Consider the following 17,497-nt stretch of genomic DNA (forward strand, 5'->3'; position numbering starts at 1 on the left):
GTTTGAATATCATTCTATTTGAATTGAAAAAGTTCTGGCGTAAACGAAACTTCCTTTGGATATTAGTCGTAATTTTATTATTTGTAAGTGGAAACTTTGTACAAAATTACTTAGAAAAATCAACTATGCAAGCCAGGGCTGAAAAAAAGTTTCAGCCTTACATTGAAGAAACAGATAAAATCTACCAAGATTTACAACGAAATCAAAGTGATAAAGTTCCTGATGAAGTGCAATTAAGACAACAGGAACAAATAATAGAAATCGGTAAGGCTTTGTACAATCTGAAACTTTCAATTACAAACAAAGAATGGGATAAAATCCCTACTTATGAAAATGATTTTTTAGAAGGTTTGGTCCAGTACTCTAAGTACGGTGGAGAATTCCATTCACTTCAAGGGGTAGAGAGGAGCCAGGCAATTGCTAAGAATGAGTGGTTTATTAAACACCATCTTCCATACATAGACGAAGAATATCCTTTAGCACCTATTTTATTTTTAAAAGAAAATACAAAGATATTATTTGGTGTTGTAGGTGTTGTGGTTTTATTGTTTTTATTTGGAAATATAATGACCGTCGAAAAGGAACAGAATACTTGGGTGTTTTTAACAACACAGCCAATTCCAAACTGGAAACTTATTTTTGGCAAGTTCATTAGTTTACTAATCATCACGGCTGCATTTATAGTGTTGGTCATAGTTATAGGACTTGCTCTTCCATGGATATATGATCACCGAATATATTTACAATATCCTCAATTAGTCGGCTCTAAACAAACCTTTAGTATCATTTCAACGACTTACTACTTAATGAGAGAAATAGTTCTCTTTACGAATACATGCCTTATAACGTTTGGTATCGTACTGCTATTAAGTAGATGGATAAAAAACTCTTTTACGGTTTTTATATCTACTTGTTTTGTTTTAATTGTAGGAATTTCCTTTACAGGAATGAATCAATTTTTACAAACTGTATGGAACCCATTCCAATCTTTTCATTATAACGAAATTCTTAATGAATCACCTAGTAGTACAGAATGGCGTTTACTTTTTTTCGCTATTGTTTGGAGTTTCAGTTGCGTTTTCTTATCTGTTTTTCTACCTAAAAAGGAAAGTAAATTATTAAATTCTTCCTATCTGCCGCCATTTCAGAAGGGAGAAACTAAAATTAATGCTAATCCATTATTGGTAGCGACTTTGTTTGAATATCGAAAAGTTCGACGTAATGGTCTGTTCAGAAAAATGAATCTTTTCCTTTCTATTTTAATTATGCTTGGTTACTTCTTTTTATCTGAACAAACACAAGAAAAGAAAAAGTCATACTTCCAAGAATTAAAACAATCTGAACACATCCTTGAAAGTGTTGTATACCCAGACATGAAGCAACAAATAGCAATACTAGAAAATGAACCAGAGGATTCTAACCTGAAGGAACAGTTAGAAGATTTGAAAAAGGGAGAAGCAGTCATACAAGAAACACAAAAAAAAAATAAGGCTGCGGTTTCTAGTTATAAAAAAGGGAAATGGACGCCTCTCTATGAATATCAATTATTTCAAACCCGTTTTGCAAATAAAGAATTTGATTCAGGTAATCTACAAAATGCCTTTAAGGAAACATTGGGTCAATTCACAATAGATGTTAGCATAGCTGAAAAAAACTGGCTTATAGATCATCATATTTATCCTGTATTTTCAGGAGATTTCCTACCAACGGTTTTTTCAAACGAAAAAATCGACTCAAATAAATGGTTAGAAATGAATCAAAAATTAGATAATAGTGGACTCTATTCACTTTATATATTTTTTAAAGATTATTTATATTTAGTTCTAATCGGTTTATTAATATTATTATTTGGATCGGGAATTGCGGATGAAAGAGGGAAAATGAATACACTACGATTTTTAAAGACACAGCCTATAGCTTCCAAGCAAATCTTTTTAGGAAAAGTACTTAATTCTACAATCCTATCATTTTTAAATTTCTTGGGATTGTTCTTGTATGTACTAATAATAGGAACATTGTTTAATCGTTTTGGCGATTGGGAATATCCTATATTATATTATGACCACCCAATAATTGCAGGTTCCTCAACTTATACAGGTACGATATCATATAGAGGAAATGGGTTTCATTTTAGTCCTATAGGAATCAATTTAATGAAAAGTATTTTATTATTATTGTGCTTATGCTTATTTACAATCGTATTATCTCACTTATTGTCCTTGTTTTTTAAAAATTCGTTATCAGTATTTTCAGCTACGATATTAACAGTGGCGATAGGGTGTATAGCCAGTACACAGATACTTACTAACCATGCTTACTTTTCTCCATTTACGTATTTTGACATTACAAAAACCACCAACGGGGAACTGTCAATCTTGCTCGATCAGCCAAACGTAAATGCTCAAATGGGTTGCATAGTCCTCTTATTATCAACTCTCATTTTGTTGATAAGTGGATATTTGTTAGTCAGTAGAAATAATTTGCTAAAATAATCCTTCGTTAATTTAAATTCATTTCATCATATATCATATCCAATTTAAAGATGCAGTAAGTATTTACATGTCTATAGTCCTAATGACACCTTTAATCAAAATACAAAAGAAGATTTAGTTTTACACCAATACGATGGTTATCATATTTTTACTTTTAAAATTCAAACTGACTTAAAAGCGACGATTGATGAAGATGGCAATATTCAAATGAAAGATGACGATGATAAAAAGATATTTGAATTGCCGAAACCGTTTATGTCGGATTCGAATATTAATGAAGGTTCTGGAGAAGCAGTTACATCTGATAAAGTGAGCTACGATATCGAAGAAATAGATGGTGGATATAAATTAACGTTAAATGCTGATCCAGATTGGTTAGCAAGTCCTGAAAGAGTGTTCCCAGTATTTATTGATCCGACAACTTCTGTAACGGATTCATCAGATACGTTTGTAATGAGCGCCTATCCAACTACAAATTATTCTAGTACGTCTTCAAAATGGGACTCTGGGCTAGGTGCATATATTTTAAAAATTGGTAATTATGATAGTACTACCGGTACTTGTTATGCCTTTTTAAACCAAGGGTTACCAGCAAATCTAACTGGTTTAACGATTACTAGTGCTTCGTTTAATGCATACGTAAAACATAGTGCTTCTTCGAGTGCAACAGGTATTTGGTTAGATCGTATTACAGGATCATGGTCTAATTCGTCTGTAACTTGGGATACGAAACCTAGTTCTACAAATATAGCAACTACTACTGTAGGAGAGGGTCAGTGGGCCAACTTCGATATTACAAATACAGTAAAAAGTTGGCTAAGTGGTTCTTTAACTAATTATGGTCTAAAATTACATGAAAACGGAAATGGATCAGCTTATTGGAAAAAAATAATTTCAACTTCAAATTCTGATAACAATCCATACATATCTGTTAACTATACAATTCCTACTCCTGATTCACCAACTGGGAAAGCCTATTCATATGGTGATAGTACCAATTCAGGATACGTTGATTTAAATTGGGATGCAGTTCCAGGTGCGACTGGTTATAAAGTGCTGATTTTTTTAACCAGTTGCACCTGTCACAGGCTTCCAACTTAAATCAATATATCCGTTTGTTCCTCTAGTAAAACTATTAACAGAGGTCATTTCTGCAAATTTCAGATTTGGTATCGTCGGTTTAAAAGGTGGGTCAGATTGAGCACTTTCACCTAACGGATAGATAGCTTTTATTCGAAACCAATAATTTGTATTTGTAGGGTATTTATTTCCATTCTTTTTTCTACATCCCCTACATCATATGGGAATGCTATCGAAACTAGTAATAGTTTAAGTGCAGCAACAAATTTATTAACCAATGGTAGCTTCCAAAATGATTTGACAGGTTGGACTAAAATCGTCACTCCTGTAAATGATACTGGTACAATTAGTATCGATTCAATCGGGAAAAACGGAATTAGTGGAAATAAATCAATCAAATTTTCTCCACAATCAACATCAAGTTCATCCGGATATCTATATTTGTACCAAACGATTTCAAACATTAAAGAAAATACGAATTATACTTTGAGTTCAGATATTAAGTCAGATTTATCGAATGTGAAAGCCATCTATCGATTCCAGTTTTTTAATGCTAGTGGTACGAGCATTGGAACTACAATTGGAACAATTAATGTTTCTGGAAAACAAGATTGGATTAATAGACCTTTTTCTTTTAAAACACCAGCTGGCACAACGAAAGTTCAAGTTAAACTAGAAGTAGATCATAACTCTATTGATGGTAAAGGTGACGTGTGGTTTGATTCTGTTCAATTAGAAAAGGCGGAGTTTCAATCTAACTTTAATCCAATTGAAAATGGAGGGTTTGAAAACTCACTTACATCTTGGACAGGTAGTGGTGGTACTGTTGATTCAACTGAACAGTTTGATTCATCAAATTCATTAAAAATCGTTCGTTCAAGTTCAACAGCTCCTACAAATGAGTATAAACAAACGGTTTTAATTGGACAAAAACCAGATGATCAACCTATTGATCTAACTTTAACCGGATTGTCTAAAGGAACAAATGTTGTTATTCCAATTGGTGGCACGAAAGATCCGACTAAATATGCATTAAAAGCAGTCATTAATTACACAGATGGAACAAACACAACTATTACTGCGAACTTTTTAGATGGAACAAAAGAATGGAATCGAGCATATGCAGATATCCCAGCAACAGCAACAAAATTAATCAATACAATTGATGTGTCAGTTGTTTTTGGAGGGAACTTTACAGGTACCGCATGGTTTGATGGTATTCGCATTATAAAAGGAAAAAATAAAACAATATCAATCTATGATACTGATAGTAATTACTTAATTCAAACGACTGACCAAGCAAATTATTCAACTAAATTTGAATATGATTCATTTGGAAATCAAACAAAGGTAACTTATGAAAGTACGACGATGAATTTAATATCAATGATAGACTTAAAATAAGGAGAATATCTAATGAAAGAATACTATATCGTTGAATTCATTTTAAATAGTAGTTCAATTTATTGTATTTGGTATTCAAATGACAGGGACGGACTTATAACTAAAAATCAAAAATTAGTTAATTTTAATAGTATAGAAGAGCTTGAAACTTTCAGCAAATATCAACAAATTAGTTGTAAAAATGAAAAGTCTATGTATGATATAGATTTGGTAATAAATTGTTTAAAAGAAAACAAAATTGAGATTGATCATAAAAATTTATTAGATATTTGGAATATAACATCTGATATTGCAAATTCAATTAATGTAAGATTTATAGGTGAAAAGGATGTTTATTCAAAAATATATAACAAACTTTTTTATGGAAGTAATTTAAGTGTAATAAAACAAGGCGACATAGATTTTATACCGAAATGGACTTACAAAGAATTGATTAATCTAAGAAAAGTTCTAAAAAATGCTCTAAAAATTATTGAAGATGCATTGCATTAATATTAAAGTTAGAATGAAAAGAAATATTAAAAAACTCTAATATGCATTAAGGCGATAGACTATAGGGCAGTGTCTGTCGCCTTTTCTTTTTGAGTTTAGCTTTGTTAAACGGTAACTTTTGGAATACCATTTAGGGGTAGCTTCAGGATTTGACAATTTACAACGGTAAGGATAAAAACGTTGATACAACAATGGTTTTGTTTGGTATCTCAATAGGGTTTACTTTATTGAGAATAAATATGTTAGGGTTTTAAAAGTACTTTAAACATCTAATATACATGTATCAAAATTAGAAATTATCATCTTATTTTTGATAAAACATCAACATTCTCAATCAAAACTGCTTAACGTTGTAAATCCGCATTTTCGGGACTCCATCCCTAATAGAGATATGCGAAAAAAAGTGGAAACAACGTTCCATTTAATAGCTTCTTTTAAATAATCTCTTTTATCGGATTCAATTTTAATTACCGAATAATAAGTGGAAATAAAAGGCTTGTACCTTCTGATATCAAGGATTCTTGTTCATTGCTCGATATATTTAGAATTGTTTGACAACAAAATTTCGGTAATAGCGATTATTTGGTATTGTACAAGCGGTTATTAAGATTTTTCGATGTATAATAATTTTAGCAGAAATATAGAAGATAATTTTGTTATTAAAAGTGAATTGTCGATAACTATTTACTTGAGTAAATTTACTCAGGTAAAAATGGCTAGAATAAAGGGAATTAGGCTTGTCTTAACTGAAATGAAGTACATTTAAATTCAAAGAAATTAATTATATTAAAGAAAGTAAACTGTAAGAGGAGGACGAACAGAGTTCAAAATTAACTTTACGGGAATTAGAATCGCACTTTTAGGAATCCTCAATATAATGCGTGGTAACATCGGAGGTCTGCTAATTATTTGTTTTTCAAAGTTAGTAGATGGGAAGCTATTGAAAAAACAACAAATGTAAATAAACTCGAATTTTTGCGCGGTTGTTCTTATTCAGTTTCTTAAGTAGTTTCTTCAATTATAGCAATTTTTGTTACTCGGGTTATTTGGTGAAAGTATTTTGTCGAATTATGTAATAAATACTTTAATAATTTATTAATTGTATGATTATTAGCATAAAAATAACCCGACTTAACAATATTGAGGTATTTAATAATTGTCTTTATAATCAGAATTGAGGGAAAATATTATGATTTTCAATTTCCTTATTACTACATTTAATAGGTATTAAAAAAGTGATAACAGGTAAAGTGAATCGTACATTGTGTTAAAAACTAATCATGAGTGAGGGGAATTAATTATGAGTGATCATAAATTAAAATTTTTAACTAAACTGGGAGTTGGAACATTATCTGCTGCTATAATAGCTGGAGGGATTTTACCGGATGTTGGACATGCTCTGAGTACTAATAATCAAATTAGTAGTATAGCAAAAACATATTCCCAAAATTTAAATGAAGATAGTACTTCTGATGATTTGATGAATGTACTAAAAAGTCTTGAAGTATCTACTTTAACAGATTCTTGGTCGGATTCTGATAAAATAGAACTGTTAGAAGATATTTTGAGTGAGGTACCAGAAGATGTATTAGAACAATATCAGATAGATAAAATGGTTGAAATTAATGGGGTTTTATCTAATGACTTATATGTTAATTCTGAGATAGCTCAAACAATTAAACTAAATGATGGTTCAGTTGTTGCTCTGTCTTCAACAGATGAAGAAGATGGAGATTCGGGTTCTGTTGAAAGTATTATTCCAGCAAAACAAGGTAAAAGTGCAGGTTCTATTGAGATGGGCCCATATATTTCGGAAACTAAAGCATATGGCAATAGGCTTTACACAGCTTGGGTAAAACTTAAAAGTTTAGGTGTTACCGTCGCCACTTTAAAATTGGGCAATCATTATTCTGTAGGTACATATGGCTTAAAAATGCGTTATGCCGATGTGGCAGGAACAAACGGGTCTGCTTTATCAGATGTATCCGCTACGGCAGAAGTTACTGATCCAAAAGCAGAGCAAGTCGGATATGATATGAATGCTAAAGGTACTTATAAATTAACTGGTTATCTTAATAATGGGTACATAAGTCTTGTGAGTACCATTAAACTTATATCATGGAATAAAACAAACGAATCTGTATATGTTCAACAATCATATAAATATACGGACTAAACTTATAACGATGGAGGTAAAAAAATGAGTGTATCTGTGTCACCTTGGTATTTAATTTTTGGTGTAATAAAGATTATTTTAATAATAGGGGCTATACCTGCTATAGTTTATGTACTTTATTTGTTACGTAAAATTGCAAATAAATAAGAAATTATTAGTATATTGATAGAGAAGAAGATTAGATTGTAAGACTAAACGATAAAGAATTTAATACTGGAAGTAAAAGCCTTCCTTTTGTGCTTTCGTGTCTTACTTTTCATAAACATCATTTGTTGAATCTTTAATCTTGTTTATACTTATATGTATATTTACTGAAGTCGAGGCTGTTTTCTCTTTAATTAATTCTAAAATAATATTATTATTCAATAATAGTTATTCTATTATGCCCTTTAAGTTTCTTTAACATTCTTGAACATAATTTAGGTTCATTTTTCAATTATTCACAATTTAGGGTTATGTACGGGATGCCTATATTCCAAAAGTTAAACCAATAAATTTCGTATTTAAATTTAATGCTGCTTGTCCTGTTGAACCTGATCCCATAAAGCAATCTAATACCGACTTCCCTTCATTAGTCTGAATTGCAATTAGTTCTTCGAGAACAGTAACTGGATTTCTTATGGTTCCTTCTTTCTTTACATGTCGTTCCCCATACCCCGAGAGAGGACAGTACTCTATTCACTAAAAGATATATATGATATACAAGGTAAAGTAATAAAATCGGACTTTTTCAGTTACTATTTTAAAAGTAATTACAACCTTAACGAAAATAAGTACTGGCAGTCCATTATGAGGACAAATGCTTTAGAAAAGATAAGACAGAAATTTCTAGGATAATAAATTGAGTAGATTGAAGGTTAGTTAATTGCTCTCGGTATTAATAGAGCACTTGTTTATATTTGTCTTAATGGTAAATAAGTAATGATTTTGTATTGCTATTAAATTTGACGAATTAATAAACAAATGGTCAGCAATTACTTCTTTAGAGTTGTATGATTGGGTTTTTTGCGTATATTAACCAGGAATAGATTTGGAGAAACACACTTTAAAAGATATTAACGGTTAATAAACAATAATAATATTATGAAAAACTGAGTACGTGTAAACAAACTACGTACTCAGTTTTTTATTTTAAAGCTATTAGTGTGTGATATATAAAGGAGCTCACTGAAACAATTATATTTGACGAGTTTCTTCCTATTATATAGTGGATTTTTTCAATACCTCTTCATGGTCCTTAACAAGCTTATAAAAAGTAGTCTTTTTAATACCAGCTTCCTTCATAGCACTAACAGCTGTCATTTCTCCAGATTTCCATCGATTGTAGATTTCAACAAATGTTTCATTTAGTTCTGCTTTAGGTCTTAAATGTAACACCATTTTGAAGTGCTGCATCGATTCCTTCACGTTGACGCTTTCGAATTCTTTCGCGTTCTTCTTCTGCCATCCAAGATAGGATTTGTAAAACAAGATCAGCGATAAATGTTCCTAGACTGTCTTTAAATTGGGTCGTATCCAAAAGGGGCATATCAAGGACAACGATATCGGCTTGAATATTTTTCGTGATGTCATTCCATTCCTCAAGAATGCCTTCTTTGTTACGGCCAAATCGATCAAGTGAATGAATGTACAAAATATCCCCTTTTCGTAACATTCGTTTCAATAATTGATACTGCTCCCGGTTAAAGGTCTTTCCACTTTGTCTGTCAATAAATAGATCCCGATCGTCAATTCCAATCGCCTTCATTGAATTTAATTGTCTTAGTTCATTTTGATCTTTACTACTTACACGAATATAGCCAAACTTTCTACCATTCATGTTTTTCCACCTTTTTCCTAGTTTCTTTTCTCTTATTATAGCAAATTTCGTTCGTAAATCTATTAAAATAACGCGAACGTTCATAAAGTAGTTTTCTTATTTTTACGGACGTAGTTTTCGATAGATTTTAAGCTTAATAGTTTAGTTCGTAAAAGTGTACTTTTACGAACTATTATATAATTAGTTAGATGCTAAGATTCTAGGTTATTAATTTTTTATGGAATTAAAATGCAGATAGAATAATAAGAATGATGGTGTCCTCATCAACAATAGCTTAGAAATATTTCTAGTACCCTTTAAAGGCTATTTTCGAGATATGAGTAAACTGGAGAATTAATGGAAGACCTGTTTTTATCAATCTCTTCTTATGTTGCCGGTAAGTTAAGAAAATCTGTTAGAGACTTGTGGAAAGTATCAAATTTAAATCTTAGGAATAGAGATCTATTTGATATGGAATGCGAATATTTTCTCTTAAATTAAATGGCAGGATAGTTTGGAACCACAAACCCATATTATAATCAAACTTGAATATTCTAATTACACGAGACTCCTCAACAATCGCTAAATTGTGGAAGAATTACGATTATAGTGGTGAACCGTAATAAAAAATAGAGAAAGTTTTAAGCTTAGTTAAACTAAGATATTAGAGGACTTAGGAACAGTTCCGAGGATTTTATTAGATGAACACATTATTACGTAAAATCCTAATAATTCACTAAAATTTTATATAAATTATTGCAAATTTCCCCAAATTATATCTGCATATAAACTCAACAAATAATAGCAAAAAATGGAATAGTAAAATATAGAAACATCAAAATAATGCACTTTTTTTCATGCTTAATACGAAAAATGCCCCAATTTACTACACTTAATACCTAAATTATAATAAAGTTATGATTATTTGTAGTAATATTCTAAATATAAAGATAATTACAAAATAGCAACTACGATCTTTAAAGTAAAATTATTTAATACTAGATCAATAGATTAGATTAACGGTGAAAGCATAAAGTCAAGAAGAAATAGGTGACCCTGGGTACCTAAATTTTAGCTCATGACTTTTATTAAAGCCTGATATCAAGTTAAACGAATAGTTCCTTATAATACGTGCTTTGATGTGAATAAACTATTTCGTGAAAGATTTCTTGACATTAGATATCGACTAGTTCCTTTGGTAGCATACCTTAGCTTCCTAATTTTACATTCTGGAACATACCGTTTCTATTTATTTGGAACCTTTTTTGAGATTTGCCATGCCTCATAAAACCGTATTACTACAGAAGCTTTACAAATGGCTAAAATCTTTTAATTATAGGGGAGAATGTAGTAAATGAAGATTTGGAGAAATCCATTGTTAAGAAGAAGTTTTTTCATTTTGATCGCTTTTGCACTTTTAATTTGTACAATACCAATTCAAGAATTCACTGGAATCATCAAAGCAGCAACACCAGTTCAAATTGAAAATGCAAAAATTCAGCGTTATGATGCTGATCATCCAAACGATTTCAATGCAGATAAACTGGTTGTCTCTTGGGAGCCAAATTCAGAATTTACTAACGTATTAAAATTGGTCTTAAACCAGGAGGGGCAGAGATTGTTAACACTGTAGTATCAGACGCTAGTCAATTTAAATATTATAAGTCTGTGCCTGCAATGTTAACTTACTATCTGTCTATTTCAGGTATCAATAAGCTTGGAGAATCAACTGAAATTGCAACAGATAGCGCATTTGCTCGAAAAGTTTACTCCGCATCCCTAGTGTCAAGTAAAATTCCGGAATCTATGGATATTGATAGCCATCAAACTGTGTCGATTACAGTTAAAAACGATGGTCTTGAAAGTTGGACAAAAGAAAAAGGATATCGTCTAGCCAGTTCCGAAAAAGATTATTTTACTGGGACTGATGAATTTCAATTAGATACTGGTGATCATATAAAGACCAATGAATCGAAAACGTTTGGTTTACCATTTTACTCTGGAAAAACGGAGACCACCAAAACTACGAAGTGGCACATGGTCAGAAATTCAGATAAAATCAGTATAAATGTTGAACAAGCCGTTGCTGTTAAAAAAACAGATAATGATGCAAGTACAACGACTCAGAACGCAGAAACTCCATCGGTATCACCATTAACTGTCGCTCCTACCGGATATTTTACAATAAATAATGGAGCTAGTTTTACTAACTCTCGAGATATACATATTGAAACAACTATTACAAATGGTTATAGTGGTACGATTTATGAATCTGTTTCTTTTGATGGTATCAATTACGAACCATATGTAGGCTTATCGAGTGAAGGTCTAACATGGAGAACACCACCTTGAGACGGTCTAAAAAACGTTTATGTAAGACTAGCTGGCGAATATGGAAATAGTAGTGATTTAGGTTATAAGACCATATACTTAGACGAAACAATGCCAAAAGCAGAATTGAAACCAATTAGCCTAAAGACGGATACAACTAGTAATCTTGAGATAAGTGGAACAGCGACCGACAACAATTTCGATCATTATCAACTTCAATATGTTCAAGATGAAACTAATATGGATCCTGTTGATATTAGCACTACAACAGACAGTAAATGATAAGGGTCTCTTAAAAGAAGGATATTATAGATTATATGATTTCGGAGATTATCAGTCTGGTGAATTTCGATATAACCCGAAGAGTATACAAAGTATTAAAAATGAACTAGAAAAATGCATTCGACAGTTTAAAAAAGAAATATTACCAATTTTTGATTATGTACAAACTGAAAAAGATTTTTTACATTTTGAAGAGGAAAGGGAAATACAAGAGTACGGAGAAGTTAGATTACTTAGTCGAAATAAACTTTACATCTATTTAAAATTAAGAAATTATTCAGGGGCTTTAAAAGTAATTGAAGCATACAGAAAACAAAACATAATGGCACTTACAGAGACATATAGAAGTGAATTTGATAGTGAAGATAAATTTCAACATTTTTTAAATGATAAACTTCAAAAATTAAATAGATTTAAAAATGCAATTGAAACAAGTGATACTAAATTCCTTGATAACATTGTACAGACAAATATTAAAAATACAAAAATTATGCTGAAGGCTTATGGATATAAATTCTAATGTAGATTAAGTTCTCATTGTGAGTAACTTCCAGCATAGTAAAAAAAATTATACGAATAGTGGCTTTTATCAATTAAGTGGAAATATAAATTTGTGTAGAATTATTAGAAGGTATCTGTAAGCGGTAGATATTGCACACCTAGATAAAACAGACGCCTCGGATTAAGCTTAAACTAATCCTTTCATAGTTACAACAAGCACAAATTGAAACAGCAGCAACTACATCCTCTAAAAAAAAATGGTGGAAGTTTTGGTAAAAAATATAATAATTTATTTCAGATCCTCCGACTGCACCCAGTAGTACAAGACCTCGGGCATATCTTACGAAGTATGAGCGAGGTCTTGTACTGTTTACGAAGGTAAAAGAGGAGGGTCTATTCCCTTTATCATAATAATTCCAAACAAAAACATCCCGAAATAAAATTAATTTATATTAAAAGAATCTCTCACAGAAAAAGCCTTCAATACATAAAATAAATGGGCATAAATACAATGTTATTCATCTTAAAAGGATGTGAGGAAGATTTATCCATTAAATAATTATTATTCAACGCCTCAATATCAAAGTGCTTTCCGATCACGGAATATGAATGCTAATTATACGATTAAAGCAACAGGAAAAGGTGAAGTATCAGTCAAGCCCGACCAGTCATTTGTATTATTAGGATCTGTAGTTGAAGATATGAAAGTACAAACAGCGCAGACAGAGAATGCAAATATTTCGAATAAAATAATAGAAGCATTAAAAGGTATAGGAATTAAACAAGATGAAATTGAAACGAATTCATATACAATCGATCGAATTGTTGATTACCAAGATTCACAGCAAATTTTTAAGGGATATCGGGTGAGTCATATTTTCAAAGTAATCGTGAAGGATCTTGCAAATGTTGGGAAAGTGATTGATGTTGCAGTTGAAAATGGAGCAAATGAAGTTAGGAATCTGACATTCGAAGTATCAAATCCCGAACCGTATTACAAAGAGGCACTACAAAAGGCTACTTTAAATGCAAAAATGAATGCAGAAAACATCGCAAAATCTCTAGGTTTATCAATTAATAACATTCCAATTTGGTTGGTTGAAGAAGGGATTCAAATTGTACGTCCGATGTCATCATTAACTATGACTGCAGCTGCATTCAGTGGCCAAACAACTCCTATTCAAGAGGGGCAAATTAAAATTACCGCTTCAGTGCAGGGAATGTTTAATTATGTAAGTTACTAATGATAAATTACGGATTTATATAAAAATACATGCCAAGATTATACAGAACGAACTTTTTTGAATTATTTGGTAATAAGAAAGAAAAAAATGCTGAAGGTATTTACAAAAAATCAAAAAAATGGGATAATATAGAAAATTTCGAAGGAGGAAAGTAAGTTTATGATGCCAACTAATTGCTAATATTAATTTAATTTAAATTAATATGTTTTCCTAATGAGTTAAAAATTGCCTAATGGTTAGGTTTATTTGTTATGCTCTTATGGAATTTAAGGCAAATTAGAAGGTAACTTACTTTACTGATAACGAGATGATTATTTATTGAATACTAGATAATTTTTTTAGTATTCCATCAGATATTTGTTTTAGCTGATGGGGCTCATATAAGAAATTGTATGATTAAATTGCTCTAAATAAATGATCAATTACCAAGTTTATTAGACTGTGAGAAGATACTTTCTTCTTATAGTCTTTTTTATTTGGCTTTTGTTCCTCTTAACAAAATTAAAAAAATATGAGTCGTATTTTAATAATTAAATCGTAAGTTCACTTCTTTACCTTGTCCATATATGCATAACGAAATTTATGGATGAAAGAAGGAAATTTTATGTTCGAATTAAAAATAAATGGTCTTAAAAAATATATGGATGCAACTTTAGTGCTTAAAAATATAACATTTGAAGCTTATGAAGGTGATAAAATCGGTATTATTGGAATCAATGGGAGTGGTAAAAGTACCATTCTGAAGATTATTGCTGGAATTGTGCCGATGCATTATTATCCTGGTTATCCTCAAACTTCTAGCTATGGATATGATGAAGGGTTAATTAGTTTCATTCCAAAAGGACTCACAACTGCATATTTAGAACAAACGCCAGTCTACCCTACTGGCTTAAAAGTAATTGGTGTTTTAAATATGGCTTTTGATGAAGTGATTCAATTAGAAAATCAAATGCGTGACTTAGAAGAACAAATGAAAGTGTTAGAGAACAGAGCACTAGAAAAAGCAATGTTAAAATATAGCGAATTAGTACAATTATTTGAAGTAAAAGGTGGATACGAAAGAGAAGAAAAATTAGGAAAGGTTTGTACGGGACTTAAATTTGAAGAAAGTTTTTTAAACAGAGAGTTTGATTTGTTAAGTGGTGGTGAAAAAACAACAGTATTACTTGGTAAACTTTTAATCAATAGCCCGGATATATTATTACTTGATGAACCTACAAATCATCTAGATATGGACTCAGTTGAATGGTTAGAAGACTTTCTAAAAAATTATAAAGGAATTGTCTTGATTGTTTCCCATGATCGATATTTTTTAGATAAAGTCGTAACAAAAATTGTAGAAATTGAAGAAATGGAATCAGTTACGTATAAGGGTAATTATTCATCTTTTGTAGAGCAAAAAGAAAAAAACTTACAGATTCAATTTGAACATTTTAAAGAACAACAAAAAAAGATAAAATCGATGGAAAATACTGTAACCAATTTGAGAGATTGGGCAATGCGGGCTGATAATAACAAATTTTTTAAAAGAGCTGCAAGTATACAGAAAAAACTTGATAAGTTAAATAGAATTGAAAAACCAGTTTTTGAAAAAGAAAATATGAAATTAGAATTTAAGGGATCCAAACGATCTGGAAATGAAACAATTAAAGCAATGGCGATTTCGAAATCTTATGAAGAAAAATTGCTATTTAAAGATGCTGATTTATTGGTTAATTATGGGGAAAGAGTTGGTCTTATCGGTCCTAATGGAAGTGGAAAAACTACTTTCTTAAAGATGCTATTAGGTGAAGAAAAATCAGATAATGGTGTGGTACAACTAGGTGCAAATGTGCTGAGTGCATATTTACCTCAGAAAATAAACTTTAATAACGAAGAAATGACAGTACTTGAATGTTTTAGAGAGGATATCTCGATACCAGAAGGCAAAGCAAGGGAATATCTTTCAAAATTTATGTTTTATAAACAAAGTGTATTTAAAAAAGTAAAATTCTTATCAGGTGGAGAGAGAATTAGGCTGAAATTAGGTATGTTATTATTCAAAGATATCAATTTGTTAATTCTTGATGAACCTACAAATCATCTTGATATTGATTCAATCGAAACGCTTGAAGAGGCACTTGATGATTTTAAAGGCACAATTTTCTTTATTTCCCATGACAGATATTTTATTAATAAAATGAGTCAACGAGTAATCGCTATTGAGGATTATGAATTTAAAAGCTATCTTGGCAATTATGATGATTATAAAAGTATAAAAGAAGAAAATCGTTTAAAAGAAACGAAAGAACGGGTTGAAAAAAAAGGAATTCGGAAAAAAGTTAAAATTAATGCTGATCATGAATCAATTAAAGCTGAAGCTCTAGAAAAAATTGAACGACTTGAAAAGGATATTAATGAGATTGATCTAGCGATGAATAGAGAGGAAGATTACAATAAGCTGAATGATTTATATTGCAGGAAAATTGAATTAGGTAAAGATTTAGAATCGCTAATGGAATTTTGGTTAGCGTTGTAAGTACTCAAGATATTCATCGATAACTTAATGTTAATTTACTACTCCACCAAGGAGTCAGAAAGCCTTTGATTTGGCTAATTGTCTTCTTGGTGGATTATTTTTTCAAATAAGTAATTAACTTGAACAACCACTTGAGCAACTCGAACTAGAACATGAAGAGTGAGAACTACTAGAACATGTGGAATAGGTCGAACTAGAGCATGAATTATGCGAGTTATGGTGATGATGATCACTGTCATTTGAACTTTCATTTATTGCAAAAAAAGTATTTGTAGCTAAAAATGTCGAACTGATCTGGTCATCATCTGATTTTTTACTAGAAGCTGAACGATTTGTAGATCTTGGGAATGATTTTTGATCGTGCTTATTTCTTGCATCTTCATTTTCTTTTTCGACTAAATTTTTTTGAATGCTAGCAAACTCATTTAAAATTTTATTTTTGGTTTGTGAGTTTAAATGAGATATGAAACGTTTTGTTTGAATAGTTTTGCTCGATAAATATTCTTGAACCTTATTATTTTTAAAATTAACAACTAAATTTCCTAAAATATGGGTATTAACAGAAGTTGTTTCAAACAAAGTATTATATAACAAATTGTAAACAGCTCGATCATCATTTCCATCGACTTCAGCTTTTTGAATAGTTGGTTCATGATGAATCATTTCACCACAAAAAGTCTTGCAAAAGTTTTGATAACTTTTCGTAAATAAAATCATTTCGTGCCAGATTTTATCAACATCTTGACTGTACATTGGAACGTTTTCAAAGATTGCTGCCATTAAGAAGAAGCGCTTTAATTCTTTCTCAATAAAAGAATACTTTTTATAGCTCCAATCTTCCTTTTCCATTACTCTTTCTTTAACATGAACAAGGAAATCCATTTTCCATGCGTTTTCTAATTTAGAAACTAACGATAAATCAGCGAGGTTTGAATTTAACATTAAATCGTTTGTATTAAATTGATCATAAAGATTGTTATAGAATTCATTATCATTTTTAAAATTCTTTTTAAAAAATCTACCGAATATTTTTTTCATATAAACGTCCTTTTACTTAGTTTTAATACAATTATATATTTAAAGAGTAAACAAAAGAAGGAAATTGTTAAAATTAGGAAATAATGCGGACTTTTTACAAATATTCCACAAGATCAGTTTATTGGATTGAGTATTTGGAAG

14 protein-coding genes and 1 pseudogene are annotated in these 17,497 nt (G+C 30.7%); 11 read left to right on the forward strand and 4 right to left on the reverse strand.

Annotated features, from left to right (window positions below; all coding sequences use genetic code 11):
* The first annotated feature begins 2 nt into the window (after nt 1–2).
* Nucleotides 3–2,492, forward strand: a complete 2,490-nt coding sequence (locus tag ACSBO6_RS09750; protein ID WP_498844573.1) for an ABC transporter permease — start codon at nt 3–5, stop codon at nt 2,490–2,492.
* 207 nt (nt 2,493–2,699) lie between these two features.
* Nucleotides 2,700–3,593: a DNRLRE domain-containing protein gene (locus tag ACSBO6_RS09755; protein ID WP_498844574.1), complete on the forward strand. Its 894-nt coding sequence runs from the start codon at nt 2,700–2,702 to the stop codon at nt 3,591–3,593.
* 128 nt (nt 3,594–3,721) lie between these two features.
* On the opposite strand, the gene ACSBO6_RS09760 is transcribed toward ACSBO6_RS09755, so the two are convergent.
* Nucleotides 3,722–3,970 carry a hypothetical protein gene (locus tag ACSBO6_RS09760; RefSeq protein WP_498844693.1) on the reverse strand — a complete coding sequence of 83 codons (249 nt, stop codon included), beginning with the start codon at nt 3,968–3,970 and terminating at the stop codon, nt 3,722–3,724.
* On the opposite strand from ACSBO6_RS09760, the gene ACSBO6_RS09765 reads away from it, so the two are divergent.
* The 4 genes from ACSBO6_RS09765 to ACSBO6_RS09780 all read left to right on the forward strand — a co-directional run bounded on the left by ACSBO6_RS09765 (nt 3,870) and on the right by ACSBO6_RS09780 (nt 7,791).
* Entirely contained in the window at nt 3,870–4,976 is a 1,107-nt protein-coding gene (locus ACSBO6_RS09765) for a hypothetical protein (RefSeq protein WP_498844575.1), read from the forward strand. The genes ACSBO6_RS09760 and ACSBO6_RS09765 overlap by 101 nt on opposite strands.
* 12 nt (nt 4,977–4,988) lie before the next feature.
* The gene (locus tag ACSBO6_RS09770; protein ID WP_498844576.1) at nt 4,989–5,468 is read left to right on the forward strand and encodes a hypothetical protein; all 480 of its coding nucleotides are present in this window, start codon (nt 4,989–4,991) and stop codon (nt 5,466–5,468) included.
* 1,300 nt (nt 5,469–6,768) lie between these two features.
* Nucleotides 6,769–7,644 (forward strand): hypothetical protein, encoded by an 876-nt coding sequence (locus ACSBO6_RS09775; protein WP_498844577.1) that lies wholly within the window; start codon nt 6,769–6,771, stop codon nt 7,642–7,644.
* A 24-nt stretch (nt 7,645–7,668) separates the two neighbouring features.
* Complete coding sequence (locus tag ACSBO6_RS09780) at nt 7,669–7,791, forward strand: hypothetical protein (protein WP_286143863.1); 123 nt, start codon at nt 7,669–7,671, stop codon at nt 7,789–7,791.
* 321 nt (nt 7,792–8,112) lie between these two features.
* Here the strand turns inward: ACSBO6_RS09780 and ACSBO6_RS09785 are convergent, their stop codons facing one another.
* The gene (locus ACSBO6_RS09785; RefSeq protein WP_498844667.1) at nt 8,113–8,322 is read right to left on the reverse strand and encodes a DNA methyltransferase; all 210 of its coding nucleotides are present in this window, start codon (nt 8,320–8,322) and stop codon (nt 8,113–8,115) included.
* A gap of 522 nt (nt 8,323–8,844) precedes the next feature.
* Nucleotides 8,845–9,463, reverse strand: a pseudogene (locus ACSBO6_RS09790) (recombinase family protein).
* A 1,333-nt stretch (nt 9,464–10,796) separates the two neighbouring features.
* On the opposite strand from ACSBO6_RS09790, the gene ACSBO6_RS09795 reads away from it, so the two are divergent.
* The 5 genes from ACSBO6_RS09795 (at nt 10,797) to abc-f (ending at nt 16,318) form a co-directional block, all read left to right on the forward strand.
* On the forward strand, nt 10,797–11,075 hold the full coding sequence (locus ACSBO6_RS09795) for a hypothetical protein (protein WP_098846706.1): 279 nt from the start codon (nt 10,797–10,799) through the stop codon (nt 11,073–11,075).
* 44 nt (nt 11,076–11,119) lie between these two features.
* Nucleotides 11,120–11,794, forward strand: coding sequence for a hypothetical protein (locus ACSBO6_RS09800; protein WP_498844578.1), 675 nt, complete (start codon nt 11,120–11,122; stop codon nt 11,792–11,794).
* 208 nt (nt 11,795–12,002) lie between these two features.
* Entirely contained in the window at nt 12,003–12,575 is a 573-nt protein-coding gene (locus tag ACSBO6_RS09805) for a hypothetical protein (RefSeq protein ID WP_498844579.1), read from the forward strand.
* A 586-nt stretch (nt 12,576–13,161) separates the two neighbouring features.
* A complete protein-coding gene (locus tag ACSBO6_RS09810; protein ID WP_498844580.1) occupies nt 13,162–13,800 on the forward strand; it encodes an SIMPL domain-containing protein in 639 nt (212 codons plus the stop codon).
* A gap of 604 nt (nt 13,801–14,404) precedes the next feature.
* A complete protein-coding gene (gene abc-f / locus ACSBO6_RS09815; protein WP_498844581.1) occupies nt 14,405–16,318 on the forward strand; it encodes a ribosomal protection-like ABC-F family protein in 1,914 nt (637 codons plus the stop codon).
* Between the two features lie 114 nt (nt 16,319–16,432).
* On the opposite strand, the gene ACSBO6_RS09820 is transcribed toward abc-f, so the two are convergent.
* Entirely contained in the window at nt 16,433–17,356 is a 924-nt protein-coding gene (locus ACSBO6_RS09820; RefSeq protein WP_498844582.1) for a glycine-rich domain-containing protein, read from the reverse strand.
* Nucleotides 17,357–17,497: the final 141 nt, after the last annotated feature.

The organism is Bacillus sp. AL-1R (assembly GCF_052180195.1).
Classification (GTDB): Bacteria; Bacillota; Bacilli; order Bacillales; family Bacillaceae_G; genus Gottfriedia.

Bases quoted from the DNA above. Each gene is read 5' to 3' on its own strand.
- ACSBO6_RS09755 (WP_498844574.1), top strand. From the start codon at position 2,700: ATGAAAGATGACGATGATAAAAAGATATTTGAATTGCCGAAACCGTTT.
- ACSBO6_RS09770 (WP_498844576.1), top strand. From the start codon at position 4,989: ATGAAAGAATACTATATCGTTGAATTCATTTTAAATAGTAGTTCAATT.
- ACSBO6_RS09775 (WP_498844577.1), top strand. From the start codon at position 6,769: ATGAGTGATCATAAATTAAAATTTTTAACTAAACTGGGAGTTGGAACA.
- ACSBO6_RS09780 (WP_286143863.1), top strand. From the start codon at position 7,669: ATGAGTGTATCTGTGTCACCTTGGTATTTAATTTTTGGTGTAATAAAG.
- ACSBO6_RS09795 (WP_098846706.1), top strand. From the start codon at position 10,797: ATGAAGATTTGGAGAAATCCATTGTTAAGAAGAAGTTTTTTCATTTTG.
- ACSBO6_RS09800 (WP_498844578.1), top strand. From the start codon at position 11,120: ATGTTAACTTACTATCTGTCTATTTCAGGTATCAATAAGCTTGGAGAA.
- ACSBO6_RS09805 (WP_498844579.1), top strand. From the start codon at position 12,003: ATGAAACTAATATGGATCCTGTTGATATTAGCACTACAACAGACAGTA.
- ACSBO6_RS09810 (WP_498844580.1), top strand. From the start codon at position 13,162: ATGAATGCTAATTATACGATTAAAGCAACAGGAAAAGGTGAAGTATCA.
- abc-f (WP_498844581.1), top strand. From the start codon at position 14,405: ATGTTCGAATTAAAAATAAATGGTCTTAAAAAATATATGGATGCAACT.
- ACSBO6_RS09820 (WP_498844582.1), bottom strand. From the start codon at position 17,356: ATGAAAAAAATATTCGGTAGATTTTTTAAAAAGAATTTTAAAAATGAT.